The 12,284-nt window shown below is 34.1% G+C and carries 9 protein-coding genes; all 9 read right to left on the reverse strand.

Annotated elements, in window-relative coordinates; all coding sequences use genetic code 11:
• Positions 1-389 precede the first annotated feature (389 nt).
• Positions 390-1,808: a PKD domain-containing protein gene (locus tag IPO86_14140; protein ID MBK9729244.1), complete on the reverse strand. Its 1,419-nt coding sequence runs from the start codon at positions 1,806-1,808 to the stop codon at positions 390-392.
• 196 nt (positions 1,809-2,004) lie between these two features.
• Positions 2,005-3,390, reverse strand: coding sequence for a cell division protein FtsZ (gene ftsZ / locus IPO86_14145; protein ID MBK9729245.1), 1,386 nt, complete (start codon positions 3,388-3,390; stop codon positions 2,005-2,007).
• Between the two features lie 104 nt (positions 3,391-3,494).
• Positions 3,495-4,862 carry a cell division protein FtsA gene (ftsA, locus tag IPO86_14150; protein ID MBK9729246.1) on the reverse strand — a complete coding sequence of 456 codons (1,368 nt, stop codon included), beginning with the start codon at positions 4,860-4,862 and terminating at the stop codon, positions 3,495-3,497.
• A 31-nt stretch (positions 4,863-4,893) separates the two neighbouring features.
• Entirely contained in the window at positions 4,894-5,685 is a 792-nt protein-coding gene (locus IPO86_14155) for a hypothetical protein (GenBank protein MBK9729247.1), read from the reverse strand.
• Positions 5,682-7,061, reverse strand: coding sequence for a UDP-N-acetylmuramate--L-alanine ligase (locus IPO86_14160; protein MBK9729248.1), 1,380 nt, complete (start codon positions 7,059-7,061; stop codon positions 5,682-5,684). The genes IPO86_14155 and IPO86_14160 overlap by 4 nt, the downstream gene beginning before the upstream one ends.
• A gap of 5 nt (positions 7,062-7,066) precedes the next feature.
• Positions 7,067-8,164: an undecaprenyldiphospho-muramoylpentapeptide beta-N-acetylglucosaminyltransferase gene (murG, locus tag IPO86_14165; GenBank protein MBK9729249.1), complete on the reverse strand. Its 1,098-nt coding sequence runs from the start codon at positions 8,162-8,164 to the stop codon at positions 7,067-7,069.
• A complete protein-coding gene (locus IPO86_14170; GenBank protein ID MBK9729250.1) occupies positions 8,148-9,359 on the reverse strand; it encodes an FtsW/RodA/SpoVE family cell cycle protein in 1,212 nt (403 codons plus the stop codon). The genes murG and IPO86_14170 overlap by 17 nt, the downstream gene beginning before the upstream one ends.
• Before the next feature lies 1 nt (position 9,360).
• Complete coding sequence (murD, locus tag IPO86_14175; GenBank protein ID MBK9729251.1) at positions 9,361-10,674, reverse strand: UDP-N-acetylmuramoyl-L-alanine--D-glutamate ligase; 1,314 nt, start codon at positions 10,672-10,674, stop codon at positions 9,361-9,363.
• 3 nt (positions 10,675-10,677) lie between these two features.
• Positions 10,678-11,934 carry a phospho-N-acetylmuramoyl-pentapeptide-transferase gene (locus IPO86_14180; GenBank protein MBK9729252.1) on the reverse strand — a complete coding sequence of 419 codons (1,257 nt, stop codon included), beginning with the start codon at positions 11,932-11,934 and terminating at the stop codon, positions 10,678-10,680.
• Between the last annotated feature and the right edge of the window lie 350 nt (positions 11,935-12,284).

Consider the following 12,284-nt stretch of genomic DNA (forward strand, 5'->3'; position numbering starts at 1 on the left):
TAACGTATGCCAATTTGCATTGGAGATGTTAAACGAAAACATATAAAATATGAATCAGCAAAAAAAAATAAGGCTACTAAATTTTAAGAATGCGCCTACACCGTTTGATTTAAACCAAAAGCATAAGGTTAAGATTGCAATTTATTATAGTTTGGTGAATTCAGGATCCAATGGTTTGTATTTGAATCCCTGGAAATCCCATACTATGATAATCCAATAAATTTAAAATCAAACATATAGAATACTAATTTAACACCATTACATTTCAAAAATGTAATCCTGGGTATTCTGAATAAAATTTTATAATTTATATGTTTAACTGCTTTTAAATAAAATAAAAAGAGCCATCCTATTGGACAGCTCTTCAATTTTAAATCGATATTTAAACTCTAAATTTTTTGAAACTTTGCTCTTGAAACGATATTATTATCAAAGTATAAGTAAATAATATAAGTACCTGATTTCAAATCTTTCACTTTCATTGGTACTTTATTATCTCCAACTTCTAATTCAACTGCTTGTTTAGCCAAGTAAGCATTGCTGATGTCTGCTATTACCAGGGTAACCGGTGTTTTTAAACTACTCTTAATAGAAACCATAATATCTTCAATGGCAGGATTTGGACTCACTTCATAAATCACAATAGAAGTTGGGTTCGGTGGTGAAACCCGTGAACCCACTTTAATAACTTTTGTAATCTGACATACAACACCATTAATAGAGGCAAATAAAGTGACTTTATATTCACCATTTTTTGCGTAGGTATGGGATGTTGCTTGATCAGAAGAAAACGCACCATCTCCAAATTCCCATCTGACTTTATCCGGTACAGCTCCTTTAAAGTCTGGGCGGAATTTTGCTGATAAATTATCTGTTGAAAATGCAAAATCTAAATCACATGGTTTTGGTGGTGGAGGTGTAACAATATCATTCACATGGATCCATGTAGAAAGTACTATTTTACAAAACTCTCCAGTAATGGTTGTTGTCACTAAATATTTTCCAGGTTTAGCATACACATGTTTTGCATCTATGCCAGTCGCAGTTTCACCATCGCCAAAATCCCAACTCACTTCTTTCGCACGGAAATCAGAGCCTGCATTGAATACAAATACATTTGGAGAAGAGGCCGTATTGCTAGGTATTGCATTTATATGTACTTTACCACAACATGCGTTATCCCAATTTTGAGAAGGTGGTGGAGGAGGAGGAGTTACTCTTGTTTTTACTTCCACTTTTGCTACAAACTGCGATTTACAATTAGGGGTTGCAATGGTTAGCGTAACAACATATACACCTTCTTTAGAAAATTGATGTTTTACATCTTTTCCTTCACCGTTTTGACCATCGCCAAAATTCCAATAATATTTTGCATCTCTTAATTCAGGTACGGCATGAAATTCAACCCAACCATCATTGTTTACAACAAATTCAAACTTACCGTCGCAAGGATTCCCTCCTGGAGTACTTTTTGTACAAATTACAAAATCATGACGCTCAATTCCTTCTTTAGCTTCCGCTTTTTGTATTAAAGCTTGTGGCTGACATGGGTCTTCTACAATAATCTGGTAAACTTGAATAGCGCCTTTTGTAACTGAAAACTTATATTCATAATTACCATTTCCATCTGTTTTCAATTTAATGCTTGGTGTTGTAGGATCTCCTACAATGGTTACAGGCCAATCTGCTACTGTTTTCTTGTCTGTATTGTATACCGTCCCAATGATTTTAAAAGTAAACGACTGACTATAAAGTGCCGTTCCTACAAAAATCATCAAAACATTCAGTAAAAGTCTAAAATTCATCATGTTAATATTTAAATGTTATCAAAAAAGTGATATCAATAATACCATACGAAGGTACAACTAAAAGGTTGGTTGCAAATGAACAAAAAATTGCTAAATGGAATGAATTTTCAGTATTTAACTAAAATAAAAATGGTCCGGACTAGCATCCGGACCAATAAACCAATCTCATGAAAAGGTATGAAAAGACGAAGCATCTTTAATCGACATTATCGTGAAGGAATGAATTCTCTTCCCGGATTTCCGGTCTATTGTCCTCATCCATCACCATTTTTATACGGGATGAATTGAGTTCTGAAGAGTGATTAATAGAATCCAAACGTACGTTCCTTCGTTCGTATGCTGGTGTATTTTCTGCTTCTGCCAGATTTTTTAGATCAGACAGAGAAGGTCTTTGATGATTATAACCCGGGTTTCTAATATTTAACGGAGTATTCATTACATCCTCTTTTTTCTTAAATTGATTAAATGAGTTAGATCCCATATCAAACAAAGAAGGCGTAATTTTTTGATTTTTATCAGTTTCATCTTCAAAATCGAAAACGGTTGCATTTGATTTAAAGGCATCCTCTTGAGGATCCAGTTTCTCGTCTTGATCTAAGTTGATTTTTAATTTTGAAGTAGCTGTATTTCTATCTTTATAACCTGCACCAAAACCAGTAGCTATAAGGGTTACACTAATTTGATCGTTTAGACTATCGTCAACACAAGAACCCCAAATCAAATCGGTTTCATATCCTGCTTCTTGTTGTATATACTCGGTAATTTCACCAACTTCATCCATTGTAATCTCTGGATTACGGCCCGTTGTAATATTCAGAAGGATATGCTTAGCACCTCGAATATCATTATCTTCCAATAAAGGTGAATTCAATGCATTTTCAATTACTTTTTTAGCTCTGTCTTCGCCACCGGCCATAGCAGAACCCATAATTGCAACACCACTTTCCTTCATCACAAAATTCACATCTTCAAAATCAACATTGATATATCCAGGTACCGTAATTATTTCGGCAATTCCTTTAGCTGCAATTGCAAGCACGTTATCTGCATGGGAGAAAGCACTGGACATCGGCAAATTGCCAAACATCTCTCTAAGTTTATTATTAGAAACCACGATAAGTGCATCTACATTCTGTTTCAATTGCTCTAATCCATCATGCGCTAACCGCCCTCTGCGAGGCCCTTCAAATACAAATGGCAAGGTAATTATACCAACTGTTAAAATGTCTAATTCCCGTGCGATTTTAGCTAATATTGGGGCTGCACCTGTACCGGTTCCACCGCCCATTCCAGCTGTAATAAATAACATTTTTGTATCCCCTTGTAAAAATTCCTTCAGTTCTTCAACCGACTCTAAACAAGCTTGTTTCCCAACTTCAGGATTATTTCCTGCACCTCTTCCAACAGTCAATAATGGACCTAATTGAATTTTTACAGGCACCGGACTGATATCCAAAGATTGTTGATCTGTATTACATATGGCAAAATCTACGCCCCGGATGCCCTGACTGAACATATGCGTTACCGCATTGGTTCCTCCGCCACCGACACCTATTACTTTAATAATGGACCCTTTGCTCATATTAATATTTTTCAATATCTATTGATGGTGTAAAGATATACAATTACATATTAAAATTAAAAATAATTTATGATTTTTTTTTATATATAATTAAAATAAATTTATTAAAAATAATTATCGGCACTTGGTCCGAAAAAGTCTCTAATGGAATCATAGCTTTTAGACACTACACGGTTAATCCATCCTGATTTTTCCTGGTCGTTCCTTGCTTCCATGGCTACCTTTTCCAATTCAAAATCATCCTCGTTTAAATCAAAAACAGAATTTGTATTAAGTTCTTTTGGCTCCGCAGGTAAACCCGGCGTTACTTTTTGTAATGCTTCACCCAAAATTCCAATAACAGTTGCAAATGAAGGGTGCGCATATTCTCTATCGAAATAAGATATTTTATGATCTAGTGCTTCTCCAATTCTTGTAGATAATCCCGTCTGATATTCGGCAAGTAATTCTATATCTTTCAATTTAGATCCTCCACCTGTCAAGACCATCCCCGCAATTAAATGATTCTCAAAACCACTCCTTCGGATTTCCCACATGACATACTCAAAAAGCTCTTCAACTCTGGATTGAATTATCCGGGCTAAATTCTTTTCTGATATTTCCTTTGGTTCGCGGCCCATTAAGCCTGGTATCGTAATTACCCGATTATCAACAATTTCATCTGCTAATGCCGAGCCAAATCTAACTTTCAACTTTTCTGCTTGATCTGGCATTACACTGCAACCCACTTTTATATCTTTTGTAATGACATTTGACCCCAATGGAATCACCGATGTATATCGAATGATTCCTTCAAAATAAATAGAAACTTCCGTTGTTCCACTACCTAAGTCTACCATAACAACACCTCCGTCTTTTTCCTCTGTTGATAAAACAGCATCCGCCGTGGCAATAGACTCCAATACAAATCCGGCAATAGAAAGACCCGCTTTATCAATTGCCCTCATTAAATTATCCAAAGCATCTGTACTTGCGGTAATTAAATGAAAATTCGATTCCAATCTTGAGCCTGACATTCCTATCGGATCTATATGTCCCTCTTTATGATCAACAAAAAATTCTTGTGGAATTATATGTAGTATTTTATCACCATGTGCAAGTGGAATTTTATACATTTCTTGCGTCAATCGATCTATGTCTTCCTGACTTATTTCCTTTTTAGGATCATCGCGATAAAGTACACCTTGTTGATGCATACTCTTTATATGGTCACCGGCAATTCCAACAAAGACAGATTGAATTTCCTGTTTGGATTTCTTTTCAGCCATATCCACCGCATCGCAAATTGCTTTTGATGTTTTTTCAATATTGGTGACTACACCTCTCATCACACCATCACAAGATGCTTTTCCATAGCCAAGAATTTCCATTTTGCCTAAAATGTTTTTCTTGCCAACCATAGCAATCACTTTGTTGGTTCCAATATTTAGAGCAACTACAATTTCGGGATTAGGATTGAGTATTGATTCCATATGATAATTTTAAATTTATTCAAATTAAGATTTAACTTTCCTGCTGTATTTTTTTTCCAATAATTTGGCCTTTAAACTTTAAGTTCACAAGCTTATAATAATTCCACCCTTGGCGTCCCATATTTTCTTTATAAAATAACTTCAAACGATCCAATTTATCTTCAATAATTTCTGAACTACCAATAAATATTTGTTCGTTTCCAATTTTCGGAATTAAGGTAAACTCCCCATTTTCATCTAAATCTATTTGCTCTATGAGTGAATTCGCAAACGTATCTTTTCTAATTGCCTTAGCAATATCTAATAACCCTTTATAATAACTTAACTCTGTTACAGATAATTTTTTACCCTGTACGCTCGTCAAATTCCCAGTAGCAACCGGGATTCTTGTTGAATATTGCTGAGAAACCGATATTTTAAATCCATCTTCATCTAAAAAATATTGATGCCCACTTTTATCCATTATTCGAACTAAAGGATTCCTTTGATAAATATCTACATGCAATTGATCTTTTGCATCGAGATATGTATCTGCTCGTTTTACAAGTTCTTGAGACAATAAGTACTCTTCCAATTTTTTTAAATTCAAAGAATATGCTGGAATTTTTCGAATATCCTTTTTATAGAATTCGTTTAACCAATTTAAAATATCACTTTTTTCCAGGAGCGTTTCACTAGAGACCGAATTAAATATTTGTATTTTTAAACCTTGTGATTTAAGAATTCTCTGTTGCCTGATTGAATTCATCCATAAAATTGCAACACCTACCAGGATTAAAATATTTACAAGTATGATAACAAGCCCTTTAACTTTTGTATTCATGCTGATTTTTTTAAATCCGTAGAACCAAATACGGCATCCTTAATTTCATCCATCATCATATCCAAATCTCCTGCACCCAAACACAAAACCACATCCATTTCCAAAGTTTCAATTAGATTACATAGATTCTTTTTCAAACTAAGATGTTTATTTGGATGCTTAATTTTCAGAAATAAAGTTTCTGAACTTATCCCTGGTATTTCCAATTCCCTTGCAGGATAAAGTTCTACCAAAATGATAACATCCAAGTGCGCTAATACGGCTGCAAAATCTTCCATAAAGTCGCGCGTCCGAGAATATAAATGCGGTTGAAAAATTCCTGTAATTTTCCTGGCAGGGTAAGCATCTCTACAAGCTGAAATTACAGCCCTTAATTCTTCAGGGTGATGTGCATAATCATCAATTAAAACATTATCTTCTGTTTCATAAATCCATTCAAATCTTCTTTTAATTCCTTTAAAATTTAAGATGCTGCTTCGGATTTGATCTTCAGATATTCCTAATTCCAGTGCTACCCTTATGGCAGCAGCGGTATTTCGAATATTGTGTTGACCTGGAAGACGGATTGCTAAATTTAACATATTAACATTATCACTAATATAATTAAACGTTGTCCAACCCTTTTCTGTTCCAACAATCGTTACTTTTACTTCAGTATTATTAAAACCATAACGCATAACCCTATTTCCGACACAAGTATTTTTAAACAATTGAATTTCTGTTGGATCGATGGTGTCACTCATTAATAAAATTCCATTTCCTTTTATTTGACTTGCAAATCGCAAGTAATTCTCTACCATTTGTTCTCTGGACCCGTAAATATCCAGATGGTCTGCATCTAAAGAACCAATGATTGCTATAGAAGGGTGTAAATTAAGAAATGAGCGGTCGTACTCATCTGCTTCTTCAACAACCCAAGCACTGCCATTATCCAGAAAATTAGTTTTATAATTTAAAGCGATCCCACCAAGAAAAGCAGTAATTCCGATACCAGAATCAAATAAAATATGCGCAATTAATACACTTGTAGTTGTTTTTCCATGGGTACCTGCAACTGCAATATTATTTTCAATTGAAGTTATTTGACCCAGCACTTGAGATCGCTTTAATACTGGAATATTCAACTTTAATAGATGCTGATATTCTAATAAATCCATTGGAATCGCTGGTGTTATTATTGCCAAATCTAAATTATCTGGTATGAAATCAATTCGATCTTCATAATGGATTTTCATTCCTTCCTTCTCCAAGCATTCCGTTAATTCCGTTTTTGTTTTATCATATCCATAAACTGCAACACCTCGTTTACTGTAATAGCGAGCTAACGCACTCATTCCGATGCCACCAATTCCAATAAAATATAATTTTTTATACATTGTTACTACACTGCAACTTTAACTAAAGTAAGAATTGCCTTTGCGATATTTAAATCCGCATCTGGCTTTGCCAATTGCTTTAATTCAAAGCTCATTTTTTCTCGCTCTTCTGAATTTTCTAATAACTTTATAATTTCATTCCAAAGACAATTTTTCAAATCTGCATCTAAAATCATTTTTGCAGCACCTTTACCTGTAATTGCTTCTGCATTTTTTCGCTGATGATCTTCAGCTACATTTGGAGATGGTACAAGAATACAAGGTGTACCCAGAATACAAAGTTCTGCTAATGTTAAAGCACCAGCTCTTGCAACTACCAGATCACAAGCACTGTAAGCAATATCAATACGATCGACAAAAGGAAGCATCTTTACATTTGTTGCTGTTGCCAATGAAGATTTTTGCATTTCTTCTGCATACATACTCCCTGTTTGCCAAATCCACTGAATGTCATTTCTTTCTGAAATATTCAAAGACATTGAAATTATTGCATCATTCATTGCACGTGCACCTAAACTTCCTCCAAAAACACCAATGGTAAATTTACTTTTTTCCAATCCGAAATAAGTCCTTGCTTCAACACGATCATGCTGCGCTTTAAAAGCAGTTCTTACCGGATTGCCCGTTAGTATAATTTTATTTTTTTGAAAATAATTTTCCATTCCTTCAAATGCAACACATATTTTTTGGGCTGCTTTTGCAAGCAACCGGTTTGTAATCCCTGGATATGAATTTTGTTCTTGAATTAAAATTGGAATCGTAAACCAGGAAGCCATCCTGAGCATGGGACCACTTGCATATCCTCCTACTCCAACGACAACATCTGGTTGAAATTCCTTTAAAATATTTTTAGCCATCCACATACATTTCATTAAGCGATAAACAAGCTTCACATTTTCGATTGAAAGATTCCTTTGGATTCCACGAATTGGCAAACCTATAATTCTATAACCCGCTTCAGGAACTTTTTGCATTTCAATTTTTCCTAATGCCCCAACGAATAAGATTTCAACATCTGGAACTAAACATTTTACTGCATCCGCAATCGCAATTGCAGGAAACACATGCCCACCGGTACCGCCACCGCTAATTAAAAGCTTCATTTGCAAGTTTGCTATTGTGAATATCTATACTTTCTGAATCCATTTCTTCATTTGGTTCAAGCTCAAGTTTCAAGTTACTAATATGCCTGCTCACACTAATTATCATTCCTAATGAAATGCTTGTAAAGATTAAAGAAGTTCCTCCCATACTTATAAATGGAAGTGGTAACCCGGTAACCGGAACCAATCCCAGCGCAACTGCAATATTTGAAAATGCTTGCATAACCATATTGATACCAATCCCTATCGTTAATAAAGCTCCAAATGCACGCGTTGTGTTACTCACAATCCCTACGCAATGAACTAATAAGGCCAGGTATAATAAGATGACACCAAAACCCCCTAATATTAAACCATATTCTTCACAAATAATTGGATAAATAAAATCAGCATATGAGTATGGAATAAAATTTCTTAACATACTATTTCCAGGACTCGGAATAAACCAATGGCCGTTTGCAATAGCCATTTTTGCTTGCTCTAATTGATACTCTTCCTCTGTGCCATAGCGAAATTTATTGATCCTTGACATCCAAGTTTCTGCTCGAGTCAAACCAGGAAACAAATTTTCAAGATAGACCAAACAAATTAATAATAATATTCCCAAGCCTACTAGCATCAATATATACTTCATATCAATTCTTCCAACAAACATCATGATAACACAACCTAAAAATAAAACGGCAGCAGTACTTAGGTTTGAAGGTGCAATTAATCCACACACAATAAGTATTGGTAACATGATTGGTATGAATGCAGATTTAAATCCTTTAATGACATCTTGTTTTTCTGAAATTGACCTTGCTAAATACAAAATCAAAGCAAGCTTCGCAAAATCTGAAACTTGAAATGTAAGATTTAAAATTGGAATATTTAACCAACGTCTGGCATCATTTACATTTACACCAAAGAAAAAAGTCAAAATCAAGAAAAATATTGAGACAACGAGCATTGCAGGTGCCCATCGATTAAATAAGGTATAATCAATTTTACTAAATATCCAAATGAGTGTTAAACCTATTAAAACAAAACTAACATGCCGACCCAGAAAATAAGAGGTATTGTCAGCATCATACTTTGTTAAACTTCCGGACGCACTATATACTGCAACTAAAGATATACCTACCAATAAGAAAATCAGAGTCCAGATAAAATTTGGACTTAAGATTTTGTCTTTAATAATATTAAGTGTCATGTTATTTAGTTAATAGACTTAATTTCTTTACTTCCTCTTTAAATTGGTTACCGCGATCTTCATAATTTTTAAATAAATCAAAACTTGCACAACCAGGCGATAACAAAACGACTTCGCCTTTTTTTGCAATTTCAAATGCAATTCTAACTGCATCTTGAATTGAATGCGTATCCTTAATTAAAGGAACGATCTTTGTGAAGCTCTTTAATAATTTTTGATTATCTACACCAAGGCAAATTAATGCCGATACTTTCTGTACTACAAGTGCTTCGATTGCTGCATAATCATTTCCCTTATCCAGACCACCTGCAATCCACACTACTTTTTGCTTCATTGCATCTAATGCCCAAAATACGGAATCGACATTTGTAGCTTTGCTATCATTCACAAAAAGCACCTCATTAATTTCTCCAACCGATTCTAACCGATGTGGATCATTTACAAAATTCAGCAATGCAGATTGAATTTCTTCTTGCCTTAATCCTATAAACGTTGCAATTTTAACAGCACAAGCAACATTAATTGCATTGTGTTTTCCTTTTAAAACTGTGTTCTTCAAATTAGCAATTATGGAACCATCCAAGATCACTTCTTCATTTAAATTAAAATCGGGATTCAGTGAAAGTAATCTAGCTTGGATTCCATGCTCTTTTAAATATTTTTGAATGGCAGGATCTTTTTCATAGGTAATTAAAAAATCCTCTGATGTTTGATTTTCTGTAATTCGAAATTTCGAAGCGACATATAAATCAAATTGATTTTGATATCGATCCATATGATCCGGTGTAATATTAAGTAATACTCCAAACCGGGGCTTAAATTCTTGGATTCCATCTAATTGAAAGCTACTTAACTCCAAAACATAATACTCCCAATTCTTTATACTTATAGCTCTGGCAAAAGAAAAACCAACATTACCTGCTTTAATTACATCCTTATTATTTTGCTTAAGAAGATGAAAAATAAGATTCGTTGTCGTTGTTTTTCCATTACTTCCTGTTATCCCTATTATCGTCCCGCGGCAATACCTGTAAGCAAACTCAATTTCTGAAATTACATCAATACCTTGGTTTTTGAAATGGCCGATGATTTCTGCTTGATCAGGTATGCCTGGACTTTTCACAATAAAATTGGGTGATATTCCATAAGCGATGTCGTGACTTCCTTCTTCAAAGTCAATTTCATTATCAATAAGCTCCTTTCTAAAAGAATCTCTTATTGCATTGCTATCACTTACAAATACAGGCAATGTCATTTTCTTAGCCAGCAAAGCTGCCCCGACACCACTTTCACCCGCTCCCAAAATCAATATCATATCTTATCTGATTTTTAGCGTTATAATTGTAAATACTGCTAAAATCAATGTTACAATCCAAAACCGCACTGAAATTGTTGCTTCATGCATTCCCTTCTTTTGAAAATGATGGTGCAGAGGAGACATTAAAAAAATTCGTCTGCCTTCTCCAAATTTTCTTTTTGTAAATTTAAAATATGCCACTTGTATTACAACCGACAAACTTTCAATAAAGAAAACTCCACAAAACAAGGGTATCAATAATTCTTTTCGCAGCAATATTGCCAAAGCAGCAATAATTCCTCCTAATGCCAAACTCCCAGTATCTCCCATAAATACTTTCGCGGGAAAAGAATTATACCATAAAAATCCGACACAGGCACCTAAAAAAGCTGCTGAAAAAACTACCAACTCGCCACTATATGGCAAATAGAAAATACTTAAGTAATCAGCGACAATTGCATTACCAGATACATAGGCTAAAATTGCTAAAGTCATAGCTATTACAGCAGAGACCCCTGTTGCAAGACCATCTAATCCATCTGTTAAATTCGCAGCATTTGAAACTGCTGTGACAATAAATATTACAATTGGAATAAAAATTAACCAAATCCATACATGTTTATTATCACCAAAAAATTCCGATATCCAATAATAATCAAAGCGATTTCCTTTTAAAAATGGAACGTTTGTTAACTGTGTTTTCACATAAACATACTCATGTGTTTGATTTCGAATGGCATCCCATGTTGTAAATTCTTCTTCTATCACATAATGCATTTTTAATGCTTCTGCTTTTGGCATCCGCACTAAAATCTTTTCATGGTATAACATAACAAGAGCAATCACTAGTCCGCAAACTACTTGCCCCAATATTTTAAAAATAGCCTTAAGACCGGACTTATCTTTCAGAAAAACTTTAATATAATCATCCGCAAAACCAATTAATCCCATCCATACCGTAGTAAATAACATTACCTGGATATAAACATTGTCTAATCTTGCTAATAACAAACAAGGAATACAAATCGCAAGAATGATAATAATTCCACCCATTGTTGGTGTACCTTCTTTCTGTTTTTGGCCTTCTAAACCCAAATCCCGTATGGATTCACCAATCTGCAATTTCTTCAAATAACGGATAATGCGATCACCAAAAACCATGGAGATAATTAATGATAAAATGATCGCAAGTCCAGCTCTAAAAGATATGTATTGAAACAATCTTCCACCTGGTAAATGAAATAATTTTTCCGTAAATTGAAATAAATAATATAACATTTTTAGTAGTAAAAATTAATGGAAACTACATCTATAAATAAATACAATCCATCTAAAAATTTCTATATCCAGTAAAAAATAAAATTTTAAAAATAAATCAAGAATGAACGCTTTGCTTAGTCTGGGATCAAATCAATAAACAAATCAAATTTATTTATACAGTGCATTTGTAAATACCTATGAACTCTTGAATGTATATTAAAGAATTCATAGCCAATTTAGAAATTTGATAATAAATCCAAATTTTTTGTGGAAAATAACAGTACAGCAGGGACCTGATCCCTTTGGTCACAATCACCTGCTGTATCTGTTAAAACCAACCTGAGAATGATAATAGAACCTACTCTATT

Source organism: Saprospiraceae bacterium (assembly GCA_016717265.1).
Lineage (GTDB): Bacteria > Bacteroidota > Bacteroidia > Chitinophagales > Saprospiraceae > Vicinibacter.